General features: G+C 50.8%; 25 protein-coding genes and 1 pseudogene. 20 read left to right on the top strand and 6 right to left on the bottom strand.

Features of this window, described 5'->3' with window-relative positions; translation table 11 throughout:
* The first annotated feature begins 30 nt into the window (after positions 1-30).
* Both AC8GDC_RS04695 and AC8GDC_RS04690 read left to right on the top strand, forming a co-directional pair.
* On the top strand, positions 31-1,272 hold the full coding sequence (locus AC8GDC_RS04695) for a DNA-processing protein DprA (RefSeq protein WP_506557510.1): 1,242 nt from the start codon (positions 31-33) through the stop codon (positions 1,270-1,272).
* The gene (locus tag AC8GDC_RS04690; RefSeq protein WP_506557509.1) at positions 1,262-2,170 is read left to right on the top strand and encodes a tyrosine recombinase XerC; all 909 of its coding nucleotides are present in this window, start codon (positions 1,262-1,264) and stop codon (positions 2,168-2,170) included. Before AC8GDC_RS04695 ends, AC8GDC_RS04690 begins: the two co-directional genes overlap by 11 nt.
* Here AC8GDC_RS04690 and AC8GDC_RS04685 read toward each other — a convergent pair.
* Entirely contained in the window at positions 2,148-2,693 is a 546-nt protein-coding gene (locus AC8GDC_RS04685; protein WP_506557508.1) for a M23 family metallopeptidase, read from the bottom strand. The genes AC8GDC_RS04690 and AC8GDC_RS04685 overlap by 23 nt on opposite strands.
* A gap of 287 nt (positions 2,694-2,980) precedes the next feature.
* Here AC8GDC_RS04685 and rpsB point away from each other — a divergent pair.
* The 10 genes and pseudogenes from rpsB to AC8GDC_RS04635 form a co-directional block, all read left to right on the top strand.
* Positions 2,981-3,751: pseudogene (gene rpsB, locus AC8GDC_RS04680) on the top strand (30S ribosomal protein S2); the annotation flags it as partial.
* A gap of 15 nt (positions 3,752-3,766) precedes the next feature.
* Positions 3,767-4,591: a translation elongation factor Ts gene (gene tsf, locus AC8GDC_RS04675; protein WP_506557507.1), complete on the top strand. Its 825-nt coding sequence runs from the start codon at positions 3,767-3,769 to the stop codon at positions 4,589-4,591.
* A gap of 92 nt (positions 4,592-4,683) precedes the next feature.
* Positions 4,684-5,394 carry a UMP kinase gene (pyrH, locus tag AC8GDC_RS04670; RefSeq protein ID WP_506557506.1) on the top strand — a complete coding sequence of 237 codons (711 nt, stop codon included), beginning with the start codon at positions 4,684-4,686 and terminating at the stop codon, positions 5,392-5,394.
* Positions 5,395-5,425: 31 nt separating this feature from the next.
* Positions 5,426-5,986 (top strand): ribosome recycling factor, encoded by a 561-nt coding sequence (gene frr, locus AC8GDC_RS04665; RefSeq protein ID WP_506557505.1) that lies wholly within the window; start codon positions 5,426-5,428, stop codon positions 5,984-5,986.
* Between the two features lie 7 nt (positions 5,987-5,993).
* Positions 5,994-6,848, top strand: coding sequence for a phosphatidate cytidylyltransferase (locus AC8GDC_RS04660; RefSeq protein ID WP_506557504.1), 855 nt, complete (start codon positions 5,994-5,996; stop codon positions 6,846-6,848).
* On the top strand, positions 6,841-7,392 hold the full coding sequence (locus AC8GDC_RS04655) for a DivIVA domain-containing protein (RefSeq protein WP_506557503.1): 552 nt from the start codon (positions 6,841-6,843) through the stop codon (positions 7,390-7,392). The genes AC8GDC_RS04660 and AC8GDC_RS04655 overlap by 8 nt, the downstream gene beginning before the upstream one ends.
* Complete coding sequence (locus AC8GDC_RS04650; protein ID WP_506557502.1) at positions 7,376-8,125, top strand: HNH endonuclease family protein; 750 nt, start codon at positions 7,376-7,378, stop codon at positions 8,123-8,125. Before AC8GDC_RS04655 ends, AC8GDC_RS04650 begins: the two co-directional genes overlap by 17 nt.
* Positions 8,126-8,199: 74 nt before the next feature.
* Entirely contained in the window at positions 8,200-8,862 is a 663-nt protein-coding gene (locus AC8GDC_RS04645; RefSeq protein ID WP_506557501.1) for an aggregation-promoting factor C-terminal-like domain-containing protein, read from the top strand.
* Entirely contained in the window at positions 8,862-9,158 is a 297-nt protein-coding gene (locus AC8GDC_RS04640; RefSeq protein ID WP_506557500.1) for an Rv1322 family protein, read from the top strand. The genes AC8GDC_RS04645 and AC8GDC_RS04640 overlap by 1 nt, the downstream gene beginning before the upstream one ends.
* Positions 9,125-9,862 carry an alpha/beta hydrolase gene (locus tag AC8GDC_RS04635; protein ID WP_506557499.1) on the top strand — a complete coding sequence of 246 codons (738 nt, stop codon included), beginning with the start codon at positions 9,125-9,127 and terminating at the stop codon, positions 9,860-9,862. The genes AC8GDC_RS04640 and AC8GDC_RS04635 overlap by 34 nt, the downstream gene beginning before the upstream one ends.
* Here the strand turns inward: AC8GDC_RS04635 and AC8GDC_RS04630 are convergent.
* Positions 9,859-10,914 (bottom strand): AI-2E family transporter, encoded by a 1,056-nt coding sequence (locus AC8GDC_RS04630; protein ID WP_506557498.1) that lies wholly within the window; start codon positions 10,912-10,914, stop codon positions 9,859-9,861. The two genes, AC8GDC_RS04635 and AC8GDC_RS04630, sit on opposite strands and share 4 nt — an antisense overlap.
* Positions 10,915-10,931: 17 nt before the next feature.
* Positions 10,932-12,020, bottom strand: coding sequence for a DivIVA domain-containing protein (locus tag AC8GDC_RS04625; protein ID WP_506557497.1), 1,089 nt, complete (start codon positions 12,018-12,020; stop codon positions 10,932-10,934).
* 80 nt (positions 12,021-12,100) lie between these two features.
* On the opposite strand from AC8GDC_RS04625, the gene AC8GDC_RS04620 reads away from it, so the two are divergent.
* The 5 genes from AC8GDC_RS04620 (at position 12,101) to ligA (ending at position 19,136) form a co-directional block, all read left to right on the top strand.
* On the top strand, positions 12,101-13,813 hold the full coding sequence (locus tag AC8GDC_RS04620) for a DUF8094 domain-containing protein (protein WP_506557496.1): 1,713 nt from the start codon (positions 12,101-12,103) through the stop codon (positions 13,811-13,813).
* Positions 13,814-14,659 (top strand): tetratricopeptide repeat protein, encoded by an 846-nt coding sequence (locus tag AC8GDC_RS04615; RefSeq protein WP_506557495.1) that lies wholly within the window; start codon positions 13,814-13,816, stop codon positions 14,657-14,659. It abuts the gene before it with no gap.
* 108 nt (positions 14,660-14,767) lie between these two features.
* The gene (locus tag AC8GDC_RS04610) at positions 14,768-15,940 is read left to right on the top strand and encodes a cysteine desulfurase family protein (RefSeq protein ID WP_506557494.1); all 1,173 of its coding nucleotides are present in this window, start codon (positions 14,768-14,770) and stop codon (positions 15,938-15,940) included.
* The gene (mnmA, locus tag AC8GDC_RS04605; RefSeq protein WP_506557493.1) at positions 15,937-17,043 is read left to right on the top strand and encodes a tRNA 2-thiouridine(34) synthase MnmA; all 1,107 of its coding nucleotides are present in this window, start codon (positions 15,937-15,939) and stop codon (positions 17,041-17,043) included. Before AC8GDC_RS04610 ends, mnmA begins: the two co-directional genes overlap by 4 nt.
* The gene (ligA, locus tag AC8GDC_RS04600; RefSeq protein WP_506557492.1) at positions 17,040-19,136 is read left to right on the top strand and encodes an NAD-dependent DNA ligase LigA; all 2,097 of its coding nucleotides are present in this window, start codon (positions 17,040-17,042) and stop codon (positions 19,134-19,136) included. The genes mnmA and ligA overlap by 4 nt, the downstream gene beginning before the upstream one ends.
* Here ligA and AC8GDC_RS04595 read toward each other — a convergent pair.
* A complete protein-coding gene (locus tag AC8GDC_RS04595; RefSeq protein ID WP_506557491.1) occupies positions 19,133-20,299 on the bottom strand; it encodes a hypothetical protein in 1,167 nt (388 codons plus the stop codon). The two genes, ligA and AC8GDC_RS04595, sit on opposite strands and share 4 nt — an antisense overlap.
* 159 nt (positions 20,300-20,458) lie before the next feature.
* Between AC8GDC_RS04595 and gatC the strand changes: the two genes are divergently transcribed.
* From gatC to gatB, 3 genes are read left to right on the top strand one after another with little or no spacing between them, the layout of a single operon-like run.
* Positions 20,459-20,755 (top strand): Asp-tRNA(Asn)/Glu-tRNA(Gln) amidotransferase subunit GatC, encoded by a 297-nt coding sequence (gatC, locus tag AC8GDC_RS04590; protein WP_506557490.1) that lies wholly within the window; start codon positions 20,459-20,461, stop codon positions 20,753-20,755.
* A gap of 8 nt (positions 20,756-20,763) precedes the next feature.
* A complete protein-coding gene (gatA, locus tag AC8GDC_RS04585) occupies positions 20,764-22,263 on the top strand; it encodes an Asp-tRNA(Asn)/Glu-tRNA(Gln) amidotransferase subunit GatA (RefSeq protein WP_506557489.1) in 1,500 nt (499 codons plus the stop codon).
* Positions 22,263-23,768, top strand: a complete 1,506-nt coding sequence (gatB, locus tag AC8GDC_RS04580; protein WP_506557488.1) for an Asp-tRNA(Asn)/Glu-tRNA(Gln) amidotransferase subunit GatB — start codon at positions 22,263-22,265, stop codon at positions 23,766-23,768. Before gatA ends, gatB begins: the two co-directional genes overlap by 1 nt.
* Here the strand turns inward: gatB and AC8GDC_RS04575 are convergent, their stop codons facing one another.
* Together AC8GDC_RS04575 and AC8GDC_RS04570 are read right to left on the bottom strand one after the other, a co-directional pair.
* Complete coding sequence (locus tag AC8GDC_RS04575; RefSeq protein ID WP_506557487.1) at positions 23,769-24,143, bottom strand: type II toxin-antitoxin system death-on-curing family toxin; 375 nt, start codon at positions 24,141-24,143, stop codon at positions 23,769-23,771.
* Entirely contained in the window at positions 24,140-24,346 is a 207-nt protein-coding gene (locus AC8GDC_RS04570; protein WP_506557486.1) for a hypothetical protein, read from the bottom strand. Before AC8GDC_RS04570 ends, AC8GDC_RS04575 begins: the two co-directional genes overlap by 4 nt.
* Between the last annotated feature and the right edge of the window lie 12 nt (positions 24,347-24,358).

The raw sequence follows: 24,358 nt of genomic DNA, 5'->3' as shown, positions 1-24,358 counted from the left end.
ACCAATTCACATTCTTGACAGAGTTTTGGCATGGCCAAACCCCAAATCCTTACCGACCAAGAACTTGATTTTCTTACTCACCCTTTCCAAAAGTCCGAATACTCCAAAGATCGCGCCCTTGAACTTGCTTCAGCTGGCTGCATCGCCATGATTACTGAACCAGGCGATCGAATGGCCGGAGCGCTGGCTAGGAGCCTTGGGAAGCTTGCTCTAGTTGAGCTATTGATTGATGGACTAGAAACTAGATCGGTAGTGCAAGCCCTGCAACAGCGGGGCCAGCTAGATTCCTGCCGGCAGAGCTTTGGGGATTTGGAGGGCACACTCGCTGACTCAAGGCAAAGGTGGCTACCGCGATTATCAAAGTCTCGGTTGGAACATTTGTTTTTTCAAAGCGCTGCGCTGAAGCTAAAACTGGTGACTGCCGAGGATGCAAACTGGCCGGCTGGTTTGGATGACCTGCAAGATTCAGCTCCTTCCATACTTTTCGTCGAGGGGGACCCAGAAACGCTGACGAAGCTTTCTCAAGCCGTCTCGATTGTTGGCTCGAGGCTGGCTTCTTCTTATGGTTTGCAGGTCACTTCTTTCTTGGTTAGAGAGCTTGCACAAGTTGCCCGTCCAACAGTTTCTGGAGGCGCATTAGGAATTGATGCACAGGTTCATCTTTCGAGTATCGAGCAGAAACTTCCTTCTGTGGCGGTGATGGCCGGAGGAATGGATAGAAAGTACCCCAGTGCCAATTTCAAACTTTTCAAGCAGGTCACAGACCATGGCTTATTGCTAAGTGAAATGCCACCGGGGGTGGCTCCAACTCGTTGGAGATTCTTGCAGCGCAATCGACTTATTGCTGCACTGACACCAACGACGGTTGTGATTGAGGCGGGAATCAGATCAGGATCAATTCGAACTGCGAACAACGCTCTTGAACTATCTCGTGAACTCTATGCGGTGCCGGGTTCAGTGCTTTCTGGAACATCTCTTGGAACCAATGCACTAATTGCGGATAGCAAAGCTCAAATTCTGTGTGATCTGAAGTACTTTGCCACCGGTTCACTAAGGATTCCAAACCAACAAATTGAAAGTGCACTTGCCAAAAGGGCACAAGATGCCATCCGAGAAAGTGGTTTTCCTTCGCTACCGGAGGTTGCAAAGCTAGCAGGGCTTACATTCTCTGAATCTGAATTGGCACTTCGCGAACTGACTGCGCAAGACAAAGTGATTGAGAATCGCAGTTCCAAAGGAGAGGTACATTACGCTTTGAAATATGCCTTCTGAGCTTACCTACCTACTCGAAGAGTTTGCTGCTGAGCTAACCGTTGGGAAGGGCTTTTCTTCAAACACCGTGAAGGCATACCTCTCTGACGTTTCAGATCTGCAGGGCTTTATGGAAAGTAAAGCTCAAACCGAAGTTAGCGATTTGGATTTAGAGCTACTTCGCGATTGGCTCTGGAGAGCAAGTGAAAAGGGTCTGACAAAAACTACCCTCGCTAGAAAATCTGCTGCGGTTAGAGCCTTCACAGCCTGGCTACACAAAAATGGAAAACTTGACTTAGATCCAGGGCTCAAGCTTCGCTCACCAAAAGCTTCACGAACCTTGCCTAAGGTTGTATCTAGAGAGGCGATGTCTGGAATTTTTGACAAGCTCGAACCTCTTGCAACAGTTGATAATCCAGCCGCCATGCAAGACCTGCTCATAGTCGAGCTCCTGTACGGAAGCGGTATTCGAGTTAGTGAACTTGTTGGTCTAAATCTTGAAGATATTGACTACGGCAGAAAGATTCTTCGGGTGACCGGAAAAGGAAACAAGCAGCGCATGGTTCCCTACAGTGATCCTGCAAGCGACGCCCTTGCGCACTGGATTAGAACTGGCCGCATGCAGTTTGAGAATGAGGTAAGCCAAAGCGCACTACTTATCTCCTCGCGTGGCAAGAGAATCGGTGTTCGACAGGTATACGCGCTGGTTGCATCCTTGCTTAGTGAAACTGCGGTTGGTCAAGCAGGCCCTCATGCACTTAGGCACTCAGCAGCTACCCACTTACTTGATGGGGGAGCTGACCTAAGGGCAGTGCAAGAACTTCTTGGACATTCATCTTTGGCTACCACTCAGATTTACACCCACGTTTCTGTTGATCGCCTAAAGCAGGGTTATCTCAAAGCTCATCCGAGGGCGTAGTTGGTTCAATCCAAGGCAGAAGCCTGGAAGGGGTCAGCTCACCGGTAAACCAGAGCGGCGATAAGTATTCGCCGTTTTTTCTTACAGAAAAATGCAGGCAAATACTTGGCTGACAGTGCGGGTCGTAGGTTGCTTGCCCTTCACACACTTCTCCAATTAGCTGTCCCGAAACCACGGAATCCCCTTCGGTAAGTTGTGAGCAAACTGGTTCGAATGCGCTGAGAATTTCTTGGCCATGATCTAGTGAAATCAACTGTCGGTTTACAACTTCTCCAACGAAGTGAACTTTTCCATCCGCCGGGGCAAACACTGCCTGGCCCAAAGTTGCCTCGTAGTCGATTCCGCGATGACCAGCGGAGTAGGGAGTTTCCGATTGGCGGTATTCGCGAACTACAGTCGAGCCCACCAGTGGGCTATCCATGGTTTTTTCGGCACCAAGGCTTGGAGCTGGAAGTTCCCAGGAAAGGGCCACCGCTAAAAAACTAGCCAGTTGCAGAAGGCTTATTCGATCCGGTTCAATCACCTTTCAAATCTGCCCCGAATAGGCACTGTCTGGGCAATTCCGCATTAGGTTGTGGAAAATTCGGGGCTTTTGGGCACAGCTTGCTGCTGGTATGCTTTGTGTTAGCGGCATTCTCGCTAAAAATCATTGATTTTGAAAATGTCGACTTCGCGTGCCGACCAAGATGGTTTCCACTCAGTGGCCCTAACGGGCTTGTGGAAAAAATCCGGCACCAGGGGTTATTGGCAACCGCCAACAACCATTAACTGAGTGGGCGCACTTGTTGCGCCGAAAGGAAGTTCGACTCTATGTCAGTCGTAACCACCAGACAGCTGCTAGATAGCGGCGTTCACTTCGGACACCAGACCAGACGCTGGAACCCGAAGATGAAAAGATACATCCTTACCGACCGTTCTGGTATCTACATCATCGATCTGCAGCAATCACTTGCGATGATCGACAACGCCTACCAGTTCGTAAAGGACACCGTCGCAGCCGGCGGTTCAGTTCTTTTCGTTGGTACCAAGAAGCAGGCTCAGGAAGCAATCGCAACTGAAGCTCTTCGCGTTGGCCAGTCCTACATCAACCAGAGATGGCTTGGCGGACTACTAACTAACTTCCAGACTGTGAGCAAGCGTCTTGCCCGTCTCAAGGAACTTGAGACCATGGACTTCGCTGACTCAGCAAAGTCAGGCTTAACTAAGAAGGAACTTCTTATCCTTCGTCGCGAGAGAGACAAGCTAGAAAAGTCCCTCGGTGGAATCAGAAACGTCACCAAGACCCCTTCGATCATCTGGGTTGTTGACACCAACAAGGAGCACCTTGCAATCACAGAGGCAAGAAAGCTTGGAATCCCAGTAATTGGAATCTTGGACACCAACTGTGATCCAGACGACGTTCAGTTTGGTATCCCTGGAAACGACGACGCAATTCGTTCAATCCAGCTACTAACTCGCATCATTGCTGACGCGGTTGCAGAAGGTTTGATTGCTCGTCACTCAAAGCCAGAAGCTCAAGCAGAGCCACTTGCTGAATGGGAGCGCGAGCTTCTAGAGCAGGGCAAGGAAGCTACCGAAGAGAAGCAGGCGTAATTCATGGCTAACTACACAGCAGCAGACGTAAAGGCGCTTCGCGAGAAATCCGGCGCTGGAATGATGGACTGCAAGTCAGCACTGGATGAAGCCGATGGCAACGTCGAAAAGGCATTTGAGGTTTTGCGTCTCAAGGGCCTAAAAGGTGTTTCCAAGCGCGAGGGTCGCTCAACAAGCAACGGTCTAATCGTTGCTCGAGTATCCGGTGGAACCGGCTACCTGATCGAGCTTGCTTGCGAGACTGACTTTGTTGCAAAGGCCGAAAGATTCGTCGCTCTCGGCGAAGAAATTGCTGACGCAATTGTTGCCGCCGGTGCCAAGGATCTAGGCTCAGCTCTTGCTGCTCCACTAAAGGGCAAGACCGTTTCGGATGCAATCAACGACGAGGCAGCAGTGCTCGGCGAGAAGGCAGAACTTCGTCGCGTAGGAGTTATCTCCGATGTAGCAGTTGATGCTTACCTTCACCGCACCTCGAAGGATCTCCCTCCTCAGGTTGGAGTTTTGGTGGCATTCGATGGAAACGCTGAAACAGCTCACGATGTTGCAGTTCACATCGCAGCTTTTAGCCCATCAGTTCTAAGCCGCGACGAGATCTCAGCTGAGACAGTTGAGACCGAGCGTCGCATCGCTGAAGAAACCGCCAAGAACGAAGGCAAACCAGAAGCCGCACTTCCAAAGATTGTGGAAGGTCGCGTCAACGGCTACTTCAAGGAGAACGTTTTGCTCGAGCAGGACTTCGCCAAGGACAACAAGCTAAGCGTCCAGAAAGTCCTAGACCAAGCAAGCACCAAGGTTTCGGCCTTCGTGCGCTTCCGCGTTGGAGCTTAGAAAACTTGAAAGACAAAAAGACTCGGCCCTTTGGGGCCGGGTCTTTTTCTTTGCCCGCCTAGACTAGAGCTAAACCATTTGGAGGAAGTCCCGTGCCGCAAAAACGACGCAGAGTTTTGTTGAAACTATCGGGAGAAGCCTTTGGTGGTGGAACCGTTGGGGTAAATCCAGATGTGGTTGCCGAACTAGCAAAAGAAATTGCTGAAGGATCCAAATCAGCCGAAGTCGCAATCGTTGTTGGTGGAGGAAACTTCTTCCGCGGAGCGGAATTGTCCCAGCGCGGTATGGAGCGCAGTCGTGCCGACTACATGGGAATGCTCGGAACCGTTATGAATGCTCTAGCGCTTCAGGACTTTCTTGAACAAGCCGGAGTTAGTGTTCGAGTTCAGTCAGCAATCACCATGGCGCAAGTCACTGAGCCCTACATTCCTCTTCGTGCAATTCGCCACCTTGAAAAAGGAAGAGTTGTAATCTTCGGTGCTGGTGCTGGGCTACCTTATTTCTCAACTGACACCGTCGCCGCCCAGCGTGCACTCGAGATCAAGGCTGACGAAGTTCTGGTAGCTAAGAACGGTGTTGACGGTGTTTATTCCTCGGATCCAAAGAAGAACTCCGATGCCAAAAAGCTTGAAAAGCTCACCTACCAGGAAGCACTGGTCCAGGGTCTAAAGGTCGTGGACGCAACCGCTTTCTCGTTGTGCATGGACAACAAGATGCCGATGCGCGTATTCGGAATGCAGGGTAAAGGCAACGTAACCGACGCCATCAAGGGCAAGAAGATCGGCACCACGGTCACCGCCTAAAGTTTTTGATTGAAAGGAAAGTGAGCACCAAATGATTGACGAAATCCTAAAGACAGCAGCAGAAAAGATGGGCAAAGCCGTCGAATCTGCCAAGGAAGACTTCGCCACCGTTCGCACCGGACGCGCCAACCCGCAGATGTTTCAGAAGATCATGGTCGACTACTACGGCACGGGAACTCCACTCGCGCAGCTAGCATCACTTCAAAACCCAGAGGCCCGAACAATTGTCATTACTCCTTACGACAAAGGGGCCTTGGCAGCAATCGAAAAGGCCGTGAAGGATGTTCCAAACCTGGGTGCGACTCCAAATAACGATGGAACAATCATCCGCGTCACCCTTCCGGATCTGACTGAAGAGCGTCGCAAAGAGTACGTGAAGCTTGTTAAGACTAAAGCTGAGGACCACCGCGTTTCACTGCGCAACATCAGGCGCAAAGGAAACGAAGAGCTTGACGCACTGAAAAAAGACGGCCACGTCGGCGACGATGAGCTTGCCCGCGCAGAAAAAGACTTAGACACTTTGACCAAGAATCATGTAGATGCCATCGACGACGCCCTAAAGCGCAAAGAAGCCGAACTTCTAGAGGTGTAAGGCTAAATTGTCTGAGGTAAAAGCCCCTGGGGGCAGGTCGCTCTCGAAATCAATAGTTGTCGGTTTGTTGTTGGCCGCAATCTTTTTAGCTTCCCTCTTGGTTTACAAAGAGTTCTTCATTCTCTTCCTCGTAACCGCTACCGCAATTGGAGCATGGGAGCTTTCGACCGCGCTTCGAATTAAGGGCTGGTACGTTCCTCGAGTTCCGGCAGTGGTTGGATCCGCAATCATCATGCCTGCCACCTATTACGGTGGTCCAGTTGTGCAATGGCTAGTAAGCCTGGGTATCGTAGCGGCGCTAATTGTCTGGCGAACAGTTCACCTACTTTGGGAACGTCGAAAGGCAAACTTCCAGACCTTCCTTCGGACGATTAGAGATTTCGGAGCAGCTGCATTCCTGGTGATCTACCTACCTCTTTCTTTGAGTTTTTCGATGCTGCTTCTAAGGCGCCCCGATGATGGCGCATATTGGGTTCTAACCTTCGTGGCCACTGTCGCACTAATTGACTCTGCTGGATATCTGTTTGGTCGGGTATTTGGTAAACATAAATTAGCTCCAGGAGTTAGCCCCAAAAAAACATGGGAGGGATTGCTTGCCTCAATTGTTCTTGGTTCAGCCACAGCCATTACCTTGACGATGTTTTTGCTAAATGGTCCCTGGTGGGTTGGGCTTATCCTTGCTGCCGCAATCATTCTGGCAGCGGTATTTGGAGATCTTGCCGAGTCGCTTATAAAGCGCGATCTTGGAGTCAAAGACATGTCAAAACTTCTGCCTGGACACGGAGGAATGATGGATCGCCTAGATTCCATGCTCCCGGCTTCTTTGATGAGCTATTTGGTAATGGTGGTCTTCTTTGGTTGAGACCCCGGGATTTACAAAAGCAGCCGGTATGGGATACAACCCTGAGCAAGTTGACGCACTGCTAGAGCTGGCGAAGGCTCAGTACGAATCGCCAGATCAGATCCTGCTTCGCGCCTCCGACCTTCGCGGCCTTCGGTTGGATTTAGTTAGCGGAGGGTATTCGATTTCGCAGGTGGATGCAGCGCTGGATAACCTCGAGGATCACTTCATTAGGGCCGAAGTTAGTGCCTTTAGCGAGCGTTTTGGCGAAGCGGAACTTGCGAAACGATTTGAGGAGTTGCAGCAAGCAGTTCTTCCAAGGCTTCGTCGAGACAAGGGCAAGCGCTTCACAAAGGTATCTTGGTTAGCCCGCGGGTATGACAAGAAAAAAGTGGACGAGCTTTGTGACCAGCTGGTTTCCCATTTCAACGGTGGAACCAAAGTCCGAGTCGCTCAAGTAAGGCGAGCACAATTCACCGCCACTCGATCTGGATACTCCATGCCCCAGGTTGATAGCTTTCTAGATAAGGTCATTGAGGCGCTGCAACTTGAAATCTCAGACTAGCTACGGCTGTCTTGGCGTTGTCGCCATATTCTTTCTTATCTATGTCGCACTCTTTGGATCCGGTGGAGACTCATCTCCTACACCGTCACCAACGCCGAGTATCACTGAATCCATAGCTCCAACTCCTGAACCAACCGAGAGCACTGAAGCAATTCCAAAAATCAAGAGGGGCGAAGCTCTAAGGGCTCTTGCCAAGATGCCTATCAAGGGCCGCGCTCCGCAAACGGGATACTCGCGGGAAATGTTCTCTGACGACTGGGATTACTACAACGGTTGCGATGTTAGAAACAGAATTCTTGCTCGAGATCTAGTTCAGTACAACTACAGATACGATTCCTACTGCATTATCGAGAATGGAATTCTAGAGGATCCTTTCACTGGCCAGGTAATCGCTTTTCAGCGGGGAGTTAGAACCTCGCTAGATGTTCAAATTGACCACGTTGTTTCACTAAGTGACGCCTGGCAAAAAGGCGCTCAGCAACTTTCTGGCTATCAACGCTTCGCCCTTTACAACGATCCGCTGAACTTGTTAGCGGTCTGGGGTCCGGCCAACAGTTCAAAAAGTGACTCTGATGCAGCCAGTTGGCTGCCTTCAAATAAGAGCTTCAGATGCTCGTTTGTGGCAAGGCAGATTGCAGTCAAGGCAAAGTATCAGCTCTGGGTGACCCAGGCCGAGCACGATGCCATGGCTCGAGTACTGGCCACCTGCCCCAAGAAGGGCCTTCCTAACTAGCCTTACCTAGCCCTTGCGCAACACTCAAGGTAGAGTTGAAGGTCGCAGGTCATTTATTTGGGAAGGATTTTGTTATGGGCAAGTACGAAGCCATCAAACCAACCCTTGCCAAGCGTATTGTCTTCTCCTTTGATGAAGCCCTAGCCAAGCGCGGACTAGCCAGACCCCATCTTCCAAGAGTGACCAAGGCCAAATCACTTCCAGTTTTGGGCTTCATTTTTGTTGTCAGCTTGACCCTGGTTTACGTTGTGGATCCTTATTCGGGAAATCTTGCAAGTGCTTCCACAATTCAGGTTTATGACCCAGACGATGAAAAGAATCAGAGTTTTGTTTTTGCTGAGGAATACACCGTTAGCTTTGAGCGCGGTGGATACCGGATGATTTCTGGATCTGCTGCCAAGAGTTATTTCATTTTGGCCGCTCCTATGCCAGCACCAGGATCTTCTCAGGCGTACGCCCTTGAATACATCGCTAAGCGTGACTGGGGTATGGATCAGTTCTCATGTCTTGTAAATCTATGGAACAGAGAATCAAACTGGCGACACCTCGCAAAGAACTCTTCGAGTGGTGCCTATGGAATTCCTCAGTCCTTGCCTGGATCAAAGATGGCAACTGAAGGTGCGGACTGGATGACAAATCCCCAGACTCAGATTCGCTGGGGTGTGAAATACATCGCGGCTCGATACAAAAACCCTTGTGGCGCTTGGGCGCATTCTGAAGAGCACAACTGGTACTAATGAAATCTCGTCGCAACCGCGGTTCCAAGTGGGGCGCCGAATTTCAGCCCCTTGATTTAGAAAGAGTGCGCATTGGAGTCAAGCGCACCGAGCTAAAGCGCGGCGTTGAGTACTCTGTGCAAACCACAACCGGTGCTAAAGCAGAAGATGACAAGAGTTGGGTTTGCCCAAACTGCCATCTGGGTATTTCCAAGGGGCAAAGCCATACGGTTGCCTGGGACTCGGTTCGAGGCGTTGATACCAGAAGGCACTTTCATAACGCTTGTTGGAAGAGTTTTCAGGGCCCGCTGCTTTGATTGAAATCACTTCGTCCACCGAACTTCCCTCGAATCGGGAACCGCTTACCCTAATTACCTCTGACAATCTAAAACTGGTTGCCGAACTTGCTACCCCAGTTCAAAACAAGGCCAAAGCGGTGCTGTTGACTTTGCATCCGCTGCCAACCGGTGGCGGGTTTATGGACTCTCACATTCTGCGTAAGGCCGCCAATCGACTGCCGGCGCTTGCTGATCTGGCAGTGCTGAGATTCAACACTCGAGGAACCACCAGCCCGCAGGGCACCAGTGAGGGCAGTTTCGGCGAAGGTATCGATGAAAAGCGCGATCTCGAAGCCGCCCTGGAATTTCTCAAATCACGGGGCCTTGGACCAATTTGGCTAGTTGGCTGGTCATTTGGTACTGAACTGGCAATCAAGTATGGATTTGATAAGCAGATTGAAGGCGCCATTTTACTCTCGCCTCCGCTTCGAAGGGCTGGTGAGCAGGATTTAGTGAAGTGGGTAGGTAGCGGCAAGAAGTTGGTCGCTTTAGTTCCCGAGCACGATGAATACTTGGCTCCTGCTGCAGCCCTCGAACGATTTGCTGTTTTGCCCGAAGCTGAAGTGATTCCAATCGATGGCGCTAAACACCTATGGGTGGGCGAGCCTGCAACCAAAAGAGTTTTGAACGAGATTGTGCGAGCGGTAAATCCGGCAAAGTATCCGCTCCCGGATACTTTCTAGCGCTTGTTTTGACGAGGGACAAAAATCTCTCGCACGATGAAGATTATGGAAGCAGCTAGCGGAATCGCTACTAGCGCCCCAAGAACTCCAAGCAACGCTCCACCCGACAAGGCGGCAATAACCATTATCGGTGCAGGAACCGATACTGCAACCTTCATAACCCTTGGGCTAATTACATACGCCTCCAGCTGCAGGTAGATCAGGTAGTAGACCGCAAGAATTATTGCTGATGTTGGATCCACAGCTAGAGCAACTATTACCACCAATGCTGCACCTGTTACTGAACCAACCAGCGGAATGATTGCAAGAACGAAAACCACAAATGCCAGCACCAGAGCAAACTGCAAACCAAGGATTGTCATGACGATGAATCCAAAGAAGGCATTTAGTCCAGCAACCGAGACTTGACCGATCACATAACGGCCGACCGAGTTGGCAACCTGGTCTGAAATCAGTTTGTAGCGAGCTCGCTTGCTTTTTGGAAAAAGCTTGGATAAAGAATCCCTCAATCTATCAAGTGAAGCCAGAAAGAATACGGTCAACACAACAACGATGATGAATCCAAAAACTCCGTTGAACAAGTTGATTCCCACCTGAACAACACCTCCGACCATGGTCGGCCAGTTCGCAGAGTCGGCCAGGAAAGCGCCGGCATTCAAAAGAGCCGATCCGATTGCTCCTCCTAGCTGGTCATCCAGTCTTATGACTAATGGCAGCTGGGTGATGTCCTGCAAAAGCTCAGGGGCAGTCTCGAGGAATCGAGTGCTCTGGGTTATCAAGCTTGGAACCAGCGTCCAGATCAAAACCCCCAGCAGCCCCAAAAGTCCAACCAATACAGTTAGTACGGCTAGAGGTCTAGGGAAATTCAATCTCCCCAGAGCTGATACCAACGGGTCCAGACCAAGGGCTAAGAAGATGGCAGCAAAAATGTAAGTGATGACGTTAGCCAGTGTGGCTACGGCGCCTCCCAAAAGCAGTGCGGTTAGCACGCCGAGGCCACCAAATAATCCAATTAGGAATGGATTGGAAACCTTGAGGTCTTGAGCTGGCATTTAGAAACCGGCCTTTTCTATTCCAGTGATTTTCTTGATGCCTCAACAACTTTTTCTAAGTGCTCAAGGTATGAACCAACGGTGCGTCGTTCGATCTCTAACTTGGCAAGCTTTGAGTTAGCATCATCAAGCTCTCTGGCTGCGCGGTTTTTGGCATCCGCAACAATTTGACGCGACTCAGCTTCGGCCATAGCAATCATTTGTTCGGCTTGGTCTCTGGCGGCATCGGTGGTTGCTTTGTTTATTGAGCGCGCAGCCGACTCAATAGTCTCGGCTTCGAGTTGCGCAGCATTTGTTCTTGTGATGGCTGCCTGTAGTTGAGTTTTAGCATCATCAAGGTACTTCTGAGTCTGGTGAACGGCTTCCTGGTGTTTACGCAGATAGTCCGCTTCAGCTTCAGATCTTCGAGCGGTAAGTTCCAGCTCTAGATCGATTCGAGCTTGGTCACCGATGATCAAGGCAGCTTTTTCAGTATCAATTTCTCGAATCATTTCCTTTTGAAGCATTAGCTTCTTTTCTGCCAAGTTGCGCTCAACCATTGCCTTCAGGTTTTCGGTTTGGCGCTTGGTGTCTGCTCGAAGCTTTGCCACCTCGGTGGCAATTGCGCCTCGAATCGAGCCAGATTCTCTGGTCGCCTCTTCAATAAGACGCTTGCCTTCGCTTTGGGCTTTATCAAGAATTTCATTAGCCTCGCCCTTGGCGGAGTTGATTAGGCGCTCAACTCTTCGATCAGCCTCAGCAACCAGGGATTCATAGTAATCCTTTGCCTCGTTCTTTTTGGATTCAACTTCCTCGTTGATGCTTCCAAGAACCCGGCTTTTTTCACTTTCCGCATGAGCCAGCAATCTTGTTGCCTGATCTTCGGCAGAGGCGAGAATAATGGCAGCTTGATTTCCAAGTCCGGCGTAGGTAGGTGACTGGACCTCTTCTAACTTTGCGCTCAGTTCCTCGATTTGGGCTTTGGCTTGCCTGAGCTCATCGGCTAGTTGGGCATTCTGGGTCGATAGACGCAGTACGTCGCGATTGAGGTCCAAAAATGCGTCGTCGACGGCTGATTTTGAGTAGCCGCGCATCGCAGTTGGGAACGAGGTCGCATCGCCTGACAAATCGGGCCTCCAGCACGGTTTCGGTAGAATGGGCTTTGGCCCTTAGGCCAGATACCCAAGTTTAGCTGGAATGGATAATCATGCGCTTTTTGCTTGCCGCACTGCTGTTTATCCTCGCTATTTCGCTACTTTTGCTCGGTTTGGCCCAACGGACAATCTGGGCGCCACCGGATAACTTCTCGGTAAACCTCTCGGTTTCAGGCAATGAGCCCTACCTGGTGATTCCAGCTGAGGAGCTAGCTCTAATGCCCGGCGATCCAGTTGTTGGCGGCATCGGCGACGGCGAGGTCTTGGTTGCCTACGGTCGAGAAGCTGATGTGCTGGCCTGGGTTGGACAATCTCTGCACTCCGAAGCCGTCACCTCCGACGATGGAACAGCCATAGGAGTTCGCGACGTGGCAGGCACCACAGAGCTAGCAACCCCCAGTGGTTCTGACCTTTGGATTAACCAGAGCCTCGGAGAAGGATTTGCTGAACTGGCAATTCCAGCTGGTGGCAACAACGCAGTCATAGTTGCAAGTGATGGCTTTGAGCCGGCCCCAACTAGAGTCCGGGTGGCCTGGCCGATTGAAAACTCGACAGTTGTCTCGGATGTTTTCCTCGGTGTTGGTTTTGGCTTCTTGATAGCAGCAATTTTGTTGAACCTGTTGGCACTTCGAAAGATGCTGATCAATAGAGGTCCAAGACGAAAGCTACCAAAGGCTCCTCAGGGACCTAAGTACCGACCAAGGAAGTCAAACTTCGAAGTGCCTAAACGCGGAAGAAGAGCCGCTCGGTCAAAGATCGCACTAGTGCCAATTGGTATTGCTTTGACATTCGCTCTGTCTGGGTGTTCTGTAGCCACGGCTCCAGTTGCAACCCCAACTCCTAGCGCATCTGAAACCGAGGCAGCTGTTGAAACAATTCCTCCGGTTGTAAATATCACGCAGGTTAGGAATATTCTTCGTCAGCTCCAAGAGGTAGTGGCTGTAGCAGATGAGTCGGGAGATTCGAGCTTGCTCGAACCAAGAGTTGCAGGACCTGCTCTACTTTTTAGACAAGCGCACTACCTGCTGATGACCAAATCTCGCGAGATCCAGCCGCTGCCTCCAATTTCAGGATCGGCAATTTCGATTACCTTACCCGCCAGTACAAACAGCTGGCCAAGATCGTTCATGATCGTCACCGAGGGTGATGGCTCCGGAGAGCTTCCTCAGCTGCTGGTTTTGCAGCAGGCATCACCGCGTGAGAGCTACAAGCTCTGGTACAACATTCCGCTGCTACCGGGATCTGAAATTCCAGCGGTTGCAGCACCTGAGATTGGAGCCATTCCGGTAGCTACAGACTCTCTGTTCTTGAAAATCTCGCCTAATCAGCTACCAACTGCATTCGGTGATGTTATCGATAATGGCCCAACTAGCCTGTTTTATACCCTTTTCGATCTAGCCGAGGACGAGTACTACAACCAGATCTCAACCAGCCAGAAGGAGCAGATCGAAAAGCTGCGCAGAGCTGAGATCACCTTCACGCACGAACTCGGAAACGAGAACATCATTTCGCTTTCGACATCTGACTCGGGCGCATTGGTTGCTGTAATGATGACCGACAATTACCTAATTCGCCCTACCCGTGACAACGCTGCAGTAACTGTTTCAGGAAATGAAAAGCTGCTTCTTGGAGCCGAAGGAAGTGCCAAGGGAGTTAGGACTCAGTACGCAGGCATGCTGCTGTTCTACGTTCCTGCTGCTACTGCAGAGGGCAAGATTACTTTGCTGGGTGCCACTCAGTCACTGCTGAGTATTCGAGGTCTATAGATGACCATCGAATTTGGCAGCCCAAAAGCAAATTCTGAAGCAATAAACGTTCCAGCTTTAGTAATGCGCGTGGACGCAGCATCGATCAGGGATTACTTACCCCTGTCGGAGAAGATTCCAATTTTGATGCTTTTTGTTCAAGCCTCCGATCCAGCCTCAGAAGCGCTAGAAAAATCCGTGACCGCGTTGGTTCAAAAAACAGCCGGTGCCATGATTGCCTTGGTTGTCGATGCGGCCGCTTCTCCTGAGTTAGTGCAGGCATTTGAGCTCAACCAGATCCCGAGCGCTTACGGCTTGTTGAAGGGTCAGCCGGCACCGTTGTTTGTCGGCAATCAGCCCATGGAGCAAATCCAGTTGGTAATTACAAAAGTTCTTGCTGTGGCCAAAGAAAACGGACTCACCGGAAAAGCCGTTGTCAAAGAGATTGAAAAAGAACCAGAACTTAGCCCAACTCTTAGCGCAGCCTACGCGGCGATCGATTCTGGAGACTACAAAGGCGCGCTAGCTCTCTACGAGAAGGCACTTTTAGAAAATCCGAACGATGCCCTAGCCGATGCTGGACTTGCCCAGGTGAAATTACTACTTCGCCTCGAAGGTAAAGATCTCTCAGTGATTATCGATTCTGATGCAACAACTGATGAGTCAATTCTTGAAAAAGCCGATGCTCTGATAGCAACTGGCAATTCGGCTGAGGGATTTAGTCTTTTGTTGGCTCTATTTGAAAAAACGGCTAAGGACGCGCGCGAGCCAATCAGGCTTCGCTTAGTTGAGATGTTCATGGTTGCCGGAAACGACAACCCTGATGTGGTGGCTGCTCGAAAAGCCCTAAGTTTGCTGCTTTTCTAGCAACGAGCCAGAAGTAGTTGACCTGGCCGGAGTAGAGGCCAAAATTGCCCATGTATGGCCCGAGTAAAGCAGTTTTTGGTGTGGGTAGAGCAAACTAGGCTTAACTACATGCTTGTTTACTTGGATCACGCCGCTACTTCGCCGATTCGGCCAAGTGTCTTGGCTCACTACTCCAAGGCCCTAGAGCAGGTTGGAAACCCAGCCTCGGTGCATTCTTTCGGTCAAAGCTCAAGGCAAATGTTGGAAGAAGCTAGGGAGACAATCGCCGCAAGTATCGGTTGTGATCGCAATGAGGTCATCTTTACTTCCGGTGGAACTGAATCAGACAACCTTGCCGTTAAGGGTCTTTATTGGCAACGTCATGCGCAAGATCGCAATCGAACCCTAATTGTAACTTCCAGTGCGGAGCATGCTGCCGTGCTTGACTCCGTGAATTGGCTAGTTGCCGAGCAGGGCGCTGAGGCACATTTTGTTTCAATGAACGATGACGGCGTTCTTGATCTAGCAGAGCTTGCTGATGTGTTGGAAAAGCGATCTGATCAGATCGCCCTTGTCTCATTAATGTGGGCCAACAACGAAATTGGTGTAGTTCACCCAATTCAAAAAATCACTGCGCTAGCACGGAAATATGCAATACCGGTGCACTCCGACGCTATCGCAGCTCTTGGTCACATTCCAGTGAACTTTGCAGCTTCTGGTTTGTCGGCCATGACTATCACTGGCCATAAAGTGGGTTCCCCAGTTGGAGTCGGAGCACTTATTCTTGCTAGGTCCGAAAAGATAACTCCCGTGTCTCACGGCGGCGGCCAGGAAAGAAACTTGAGATCTGGAACACCGGATGCAGCTGCCGCATCAGCCATGGCCCTTGCAGTCAAAGAAGCCGTAGCTGAACAGGCTCAGGTAGAACTCCTGCACGCGAAGCTTTCGGCAAGATTAGTTGCTGGAGTTCGGGAAGTGGCACCGGATGTAAAGGTATCTTCCGAGCACGCTCCAAGACTTACAAACAACGTTCACTTTAGATTCCCCGGGTGTCTGGGGGATAGCTTGCTTTTTCTATTAGATGTAAATGGAGTTTCTGTTTCAACGGGCTCGGCTTGCGCAGCAGGTGTGAGTAGCCCCTCGCACGTTGTGCTTTCCCTTGGAGCCGGTTCAGATGAGGCGATGGGCACAATGAGAATCACCTTTGGCCACAACTCGTCTGATGCTGACGTTGACGCATTCCTTGATGCTTTTCCAAAAGCTTACGAAGGAGCCAAGAAGGCAGGGTTGACTAGGCGATGAAGATTCTGGCGGCAATGAGTGGTGGGGTTGATTCAGCGGTAGCTGCTGCTCGCGCTGTTGAGGCCGGCCACGAAGTGGTTGGAGTCCACCTTGCCCTGTCACGAATGCCCGGAACTTTGCGAACTGGTTCCAGGGGCTGCTGCACGGTTGAGGATTCTATGGACGCTCAGCGGGCTGCCAACAAAATTGGAATTCCCTTTTACGTGTGGGACTTCTCGGAGCGCTTCAAGCAAGACGTGGTGGATGATTTCATCGCGGAATATTCAGCTGGAAGAACTCCAAATCCCTGCATGAGATGCAACGAGCGCATCAAATTCGCAGCCCTTCTCGAAAAAGCCGTTGCTCTAGGTTTTGATGCACTTTGCACCGGGCATTACGCCAGCGTCGAAAAAGACGCTGAGGGAAACTTGGAACTTCATCGGTCGCTTGCCATGGCCAAGGATCAGTCCTATGTGTTGGGGGTTTTGACTGAAGATCAACTCAAGCATTCATACTTTCCAATTGGCAAAGCTGCCAACAAGGAAGACATCCGCAAAGAAGCTAAGGATCGAGAGCTTGCAGTTGCAAACAAACCCGACAGCTACGACATCTGCTTTATCCCAGAAGGGGACACCAGAGATTGGCTGTCGGACAAGATCGAGCTAACACCCGGATCAATTGTTGATAGCAGTGGAGCAGAACTTGGCAAGCACGATGGAGCCCTCGGATATACGGTGGGACAGCGTAAGGGTCTCAAGATTGGCCGTCCTGCCAAAGATCGCCAGCCCAGGTATGTGCTTGAGATTAGGCCAAAAGAAAATGTCGTGGTCGTTGGTCCAGAAGATGCACTGACAATCTCTGAGCTCTCGGGTGAAAAATTCTCTTGGTGTGGCAAGGCGCCAGATAATTCAAGTGATTGGTTTGAAGCCGAAGTTCAAGTACGCGCTCACGGCGAATCGCACCCTTGCAAACTTCGAGTGATAGCTGGCCAAATGGTGATTCGGCCAAACGTTCCCATTCGCGGAATCTCTCCTGGCCAAACAGCAGTTATTTACTTGGGCTCTAGAGTGCTTGGCCAAACCACAATCGACAAAACAGTCTCCGCAGTTTTAGAGCAGGTGTGAGCTTGGACAAGAAGATAGTTGAACGAGTTGCCGAACTGGTAGATACGATCAACAAACACCGCGCTGCCTATTACCAATCAAACACCTCTTTGATTTCGGACGCCGATTACGACAAGTTGATGCGCGAGCTCGAAGCGCTCGAATCAAAGTATCCAGAGCTAATAACGGGTGATTCACCTACGCAAACTGTCGGGGGAGAAGCCAGCCAAACCTTTTCTCCGGTTGAGCACCTTGAGCGCATGATGAGCTTAGACAATGTGTTCTCGAGCGAGGAGTTAGATAGCTGGCTTGAGAAAACTGGTGGCGGTCCTTTCTTGTGTGAGCTAAAAATTGACGGTCTGGCAATCAACTTGCGGTACGAAAAAGGTAAACTCGAATCTGCAGCAACCAGGGGCGACGGCTCCGTTGGCGAGGATGTCACACGAAATGTGATGACCGTGAAGGGAATCCCTCACACTCTCTCAGGGAAAAACCACCCGGATGTAGTCGAGATCCGTGGCGAGGTCTTTTACTCTCTAGCTGATTTTGCCAAGCTCAATCAGTCACTCATTGACGCAGGCAAAGCCCCCTTTGCTAACCCCAGGAATTCTGCCTCTGGTTCACTACGCCAGAAAGATTCCAGCGTCACAGCTTCAAGACCTCTGCAGATGATCGTTCACGGTATCGGCGCTTGGATCGATAAGAGAGTTGTAAGTCAATCTGAGCTCTATGCACATCTAAAGGATTGGGGACTTCCCACCTCCAGCAGGTATCAGGTGTTGGATAACGCTGCCCAAGTAAAGAAGTACATTGCTGACTTTGAGGCCAAACGCCACACCCTCGAGCATGAAATAGATGGTGTTGTTGTCAAAGTTGACGAATTATCTAGACAGCAAGTACTCGGGTTCACTTCTCGTGCACCGAGGTGGGCAATTGCCTACAAGTATCCGCCAGAACAGGTCAACACGAAGCTACTTGACATCAAAGTTTCTATCGGTAGAACTGGCCGAGCAACCCCGTATGCGGTTTTAGAGCCGATTCGTGTGGCCGGAAGTGAAGTTGAATTCGCCACCCTGCACAATCAAGAGGTCGTTGCCGTCAAGGGAATTCTCATCGGAGACACCGTGGTGCTTAGAAAAGCCGGGGATGTAATCCCTGAGATTTTGGGCCCGGTGGTAGCTCTTCGGGATGGCTCTGAGAAAAAGTTCGCCATGCCAAAAAACTGCCCAGACTGTGGCTCAAAACTGGCTCCAGCCCAAGATGGTGATGTTGACCTTCGATGCCTAAATGCCAAATCTTGCCCGGCGCAACTACGCGAGCGAATTGCCTACATCGGGTCTCGTTCTGCGCTGGATATCGAAGCATTGGGATTTGTCACGGCAGTCGCACTAACTCAGCCTCTCGAGCCGAAGGTTCCTCCGGTCAAATCTGAAGCGGACCTTTTCACTCTCAAGCTTGAGGACTTACTCCTAATCAAGTCGCAGGTAGTTGATGCCGATACTGGCGCAGTCAAGCTAGATTCCGATGGCAAGCAAAAGGTAGTTGAATACTTCAGGAAAAAAGATGGCTCACCGGCAACAGTTGCAACCAAACTTCTAGAGGAACTAGAAAAAGCCAAATCTCAACCTGCATGGCGGGTGCTAGTTTCGTTATCCATTCGACACGTGGGTCCAGTAGCAGCAAGATCGCTCATGAATTCCTTTGGGTCAATTGAGAAAATCTTCGCGGCCTCCGAGCAGGAGCTTGCGAGAGTGGATGGAGTCGGTGCGGTAGTTGCAGCAACCATCAAAGAGTGGATTTCACTGGATTGGCACAAAGACATTGTCCAAGCCTGGAAAAAAGCTGGGGTCAACTTCATTCAGGACATTTCCGCTTCCGGAACAGGTGCGTTCCAAGGAATGAGCATTGTCGTGACCGGAACTCTTGTAGACCTTACTCGCGAGCAGGCGGAAGAAGCCATAATTTCTCGCGGCGGCAAAGCAGCTTCTTCGGTTTCTAAAAACACCGCTTTTGTTGTTGCGGGCGCGGCTGCCGGGTCCAAATTAGTCAAGGCAGAAGCGCTTGGCGTAGAAGTGATTGATGAAGCTGAGTTTGCTAAGAGGCTAGCGAACTAGTATTTCTTGTCCTCGTAGGACTCAACTTCGATTGCATCGTAGGACTCAGCGCGAGGCTCAGAGTAGTCAACATTGGTCTCGAAGCCATCGGTGATTGAAGGCGAAGATCCCTCGAGCTGGGTCTGAGCTAGAGTTTCGTCGGCTGCCACCATGGACTCAGTAGACATCAAGGACTTCAAGGTGTTTAGGAAATCTTCAATTTCGTTGGCCTCTGACTCCCAGCGATTTAGTCGATCTTGTCCATCCACGATTACCGCGTTTGCAAATGCTTCTGCCTTGCGAGCAAGAAGTTCGGCACGACGACGTGACTGGTTGATCAAGTTTCCAGCGTTTCGCTGAGCGTCCTCGGTCAAATTCGCTGCGGTGACCTTGGCATCGCGAAGATTTCTTTCGGCTTCCGAGTTAAGTTCGGCAGCAAGTCTTGATGCTTCCGCAACTGCCTTGTTGGCATCTTCAGTTGCCTGCTGAGCCTGCTTGACGGCAGATTCGTATATTCTTAGAGCTTCCTGCTCACCCTCGTCGCGCTTAGCCTTAAGCTCTGCTTCGAGTTCGACGCGGGACTGTGCTGTGCGCTGAGAAAGTTCGGTAGCTAGAGCACGCGCTTCTTCAGTCTCGCGGTGAACAGAGGCACGAAGCTCTGCAGCGTATCTTTCACCCTCTGAGCGAATAGCTGATGCTTCGCGCTGAGCGTGAACAATCTTTTCGGTAGCTTCTGCTTCCTGAGTCTTGGCCTGCGCCAAGATCTCTGCTCTGGTTCGCTCTGCATCAAGACGAATCTCTTTAGCTTTTGATTCCGCATCTGAAAGAAGTTTCTGAACGGCAGCTTCGGCTTTACGAGTCAGTTGCTCAGCTTCGGCCTTTGCAGTCTCGCGAACGCGAAGTGCGTCTTGACCGGCGTCGGTCATAAGTTTTCTAGCCTGCTCTTCAGCAACGCGCAGGGTCTGCTCGAACTGAGCACCAAGTTCTGCGTAGCCAGTACCGGCATCACGCTTTAGTCGCTGCTTTAGGCTTGCGATCTCAGATTTGAGAAACTCAACCTCGCTGGCGGCTTTGTAGTTGTAGTCGCGAACGTGATCGAGCTCTTCTCGCATTGCGGAGATAGCTGCGTCTACCTCGCCTTTGTCGTAGCCTCTAAAGACGAGCTGAAATTCTGAATTATCCACGGGTATTGACCTTTTTATAGGGGGATAGGGGTTTACTACCTAGATACCTACTTTAGTAGGGTTTTTTGCCCCAGAATCAAGCAATTTCTTTGTTGCTAGAATGGGCCAGCTGGGGCCAAAACCCCTCCAATCCACAGTTTCTCTAAACCGAAGGTTTCCATGTCTGAGATCACCCCTGAGCTAGTTAGGCACCTAGCCGGCCTTGCCCGCATTGAGGTAAGCGAGGCTGAGGTGGCCCAATTTGCCAGTCAGCTGGCTTTGATCGTGGAATCGGTTGCCACTGTCAAGGCTGCCGTGAGTGATGAAATTGTCGCCACCAGCCACCCCATTCCTATGGCCAATGTTTTCCGTGAAGATGTTGTGAAGCCATCGCTCACTCAAGCCCAGGCTCTTTCCGGAGCCGCTGACAGCGAATCTGGTCGCTTCAAGGTCTCAGCCATTCTGGATGAGGACTAGATACAATAATGTCCCTTCTAAACAAGTCCGCCCATGAACTAGCTTCGATGCTGGCCTCCAAGGAAATCTCCTCGGTCGAGCTAACCAAAGCCCAGCTAGATAACATCGACAAGCTAAACCCCAAGCTCAACAGCTACCTAATCGTCACTCACGAACTGGCCCTGGCTCAAGCTCGCGAGGTTGACGAGCTTCGTGCCAAGGGTGAGAAGCTTTCGGCGCTCGCGGGTGTGCCAATTGCAGTCAAAGACAACCTCACCACAATCGGAATTGAAACTACCGCCGGATCAAAAATCTTGAAGGGCTGGGTACCTCCTTATAACGCCACAGTGGTCGAAAAGGTTCTTACCCACCGCATGCCAATTCTCGGAAAGACCAACCTGGATGAATTTGCTATGGGTTCTTCCACTGAGAACTCCGCCTACGGTCCATCGCTAAACCCATGGGACCTTGCTCGAACTCCTGGAGGTTCAGGAGGAGGATCTTCCTCAGCCGTTGCCTCCATGCAGGCACCACTTGCCTTGGGTTCTGACACCGGAGGATCCATTCGTTTTCCTGCGGCGGTCACTGGAACTGTTGGGGTAAAGCCAACCTACGGAGCGGTTTCTAGATACGGACTTATCGCACTGGGCTCTTCATTGGATCAAGTTGGTCCCGTCACAAGAAACGTGATGGATGCGGCCATGTTGCACGATGCCATCGCGGGCCACGATCAGATGGATGCGACCTCGCTGCCAGAATCCCTTGGTTCAATGACCGAAGCTGCCAAGAACGATTCGGTCAAGGGACTAAAAATTGGAATCATCAAGGAACTTACCGGTGAAGGTTTCCAGGCCGGGGTATCCGAGCGGTTCCAGGAAGCTCTTGATCTGCTGGTTGCCGCAGGGGCTGAAATCGTTGAAGTTTCCTGCCCAAGTTTTCAATACGCCATCGCTGCCTACTACTTAATTCAGCCAGCTGAGGCATCTTCAAACCTGGCTCGCTTCGACTCGGTTCGATTTGGATTACGTGTCATGCCAGAAGGTGCAGCAACCGTTGAAAAGGTAATGGCAGCAACCCGCGAAGAAGGTTTTGGTGCAGAAGTTAAGCGAAGAATCATCCTTGGTACCTATGCACTTTCTTCTGGCTACTACGACGCCTATTACGGAAGCGCTCAAAAGGTAAGAACTCTAATTCAGGCAGATCTTGCCAAGGCCTTTGAAAAAGCCGATGTGTTAGTTTCGCCAACTGCGCCAACCACAGCTTTTCTGCTTGGAGAAAAACAAGAAGATCCGCTGGCTATGTATCTAAACGACATCGCAACAATTCCGGCCAACCTTGCTGGCATTCCAGGAATGAGTCTTCCGGTAGGTCTTGCAAGCGAAGACAACCTTCCAGTTGGAGCTCAGTTCTTAGCCCCAGCAAGGCAAGACGCAAGACTCTACAAGGTCGGCGCGGTTTTAGAAAAACTACTTGAAAACAAGTGGTCAAAATCCATGCTGGATTTTGCACCGAAGCTTGAGGTGAACTAATGGCCAAAGATCAGCTAATGGATTACCAGAAGGCACTAGAAGCTTATGAAGTTGTTATTGGTTTAGAGGTACACGTCGAACTAAACACAAACACCAAGATGTTCTGTGGTTGCGCAAACGTGTTCGGTGATGAGCCAAACACCAATGTGTGCCCAAACTGTTTAGGATTTCCTGGAGCAATGCCTGCTGTAAACGGCAAGGCTATTGAGAATTCAATCAAGATTGGGCTAGCCCTCGACTGCGAAATAGCCGCAACCGGTCGCTTCGCAAGGAAGAACTACTTCTATCCGGATCTGGCCAAAAACTTCCAGACCTCCCAGTACGACGAGCCAATTGCCTTTGAGGGAACCATCGACATCGAGGTTCCATCGGGCAAGGTCTTTACTGTTGCAATTGAGCGAGCACACATGGAAGAAGACGCTGGAAAGCTAACCCACGTTGGAGGCTCAACTGGCCGGATCCAAGGAGCGGAATTTTCACTGGTTGATTTCAACCGCGCCGGTGTCCCACTGGTGGAAATTGTGACCAAGCCGATCTATGGCGCAGGCGATGAAGCACCTGAACTAGCTGCTGCCTATGTCCGCTCGATTCGCGAGATTGTTAAAAACCTTGGTGTGTCTGATGCTCGCATGGAGCGAGGAAACGTGCGCTGTGACGCCAACGTTTCTATTCGCCCTAAGGGTCAAGAAAAACTTGGCACTCGAACCGAGACCAAGAACGTGAACTCACTGCGCAGCATCGAGCGCGCGGTCAAATACGAAATTCAGCGCCAGGCCCATTTGCTATCTCAGGGCACTGCAATCATCCAAGAAACTCGTCACTGGCACGAAGACCGTGGGGCAACTTCTTCCGGACGACCAAAATCCGATGCAGATGACTACCGCTACTTCCCTGAGCCAGACCTTGTCCCAATCCAGCCTTCGAAGGAGTGGATTGAGCAGCTACGCGCAACACTTCCTGAGAAGCCTGCGATTAGACGCAAGCGACTTCAAGAGCTTTGGGGCTTTAGCGATCTAGAGTTCCGCGATGTTGTGAATTCAGATTTGCTAGATGAAATCGACGACACCGTTAAAGCTGGAGCCAAGCCACAAGCTGCCAGAAAGTGGTGGACCGGTGAGCTTGCTCGAATCGCTAACAGCGAAGATAAAGACATCGCAGAACTTGCGATAACCCCAACACAGGTCGCACAGATTGCAGCACTAGTTGAGAGTGGAAAACTCACCGACCGCCTAGCTCGTGAAGTTCTAACTGGAGTATTGGCAGGCGAGGGAGATCCTGAAGAAATTGTTGCCAAGCGTGGACTCGAAGTTGTTTCCGATGACGGTGCACTTCTTGCCGCTATCGACAAAGTACTTTCCGAACAGCCTGATGTGCTTGAAAAGATCCGTGAAGGAAAGCTTCAGGCTGCCGGAGCTGTTATTGGTGCGGTTATGAAGGCTATGGCCGGCTCGGCTGATGCTGCCAGGGTGAGGGAACTTGTTATTCAGAGGGCTACTGAAAAGTAACTAGTTCTTTAGAGGAACAATGTGCCTAGCAATGATTCCGGCAGCTTGTTCGATGCTGTATCGATCGGTGGCCAATCCCAGGACTAAATCGAATCCCTGGTCATCGTCCATGGTGTGGCCAACGCCGTTGATGTAGAGGAAGTAATAAAATAGCGACCAAGCTGTGCGCTTATTCCCGTCGACCAATGAGTGATTCTTGATCACCGAGTGCATCATGGCAGCTGCCTTTAGTTCAAATGCCGGGTAGGCATCTTCTCCAAACAAGCTGGTACGAGGACGCGCAATGGCAGAGCCCAGCAAGCCAGCGTCTTTGATGTAGAAGCCGTGGTACTGAACTATTTGCTGTGCAGCCTCGAAGCTGACAAACTTGGTCAAGCGTCAGCCAGCCGCTCCATCAGCTTCTTGTCCTGAACCATGAGGGCGTCCATGGCATCTAGTACCTGCTGGCGCTCGGCCATGGCGTCGATGTACATCTCGACTGCCCTGGTGACTGCCTGCTGCTTTGAAATACCCAAGCGCTCCGAAGTAGCCTCGAGCGTTTGATCTAGTTCTTGTGTCAATCTAAGTGTCATAGCCATACCATAATGCTA

It is taken from the genome of Rhodoluna miladensis (SeqCode) (assembly GCF_965234705.1).
Taxonomy (GTDB): domain Bacteria; phylum Actinomycetota; class Actinomycetes; order Actinomycetales; family Microbacteriaceae; genus Rhodoluna; species Rhodoluna miladensis.
This window is presented reverse-complemented; position numbering and strand designations above follow the sequence as displayed.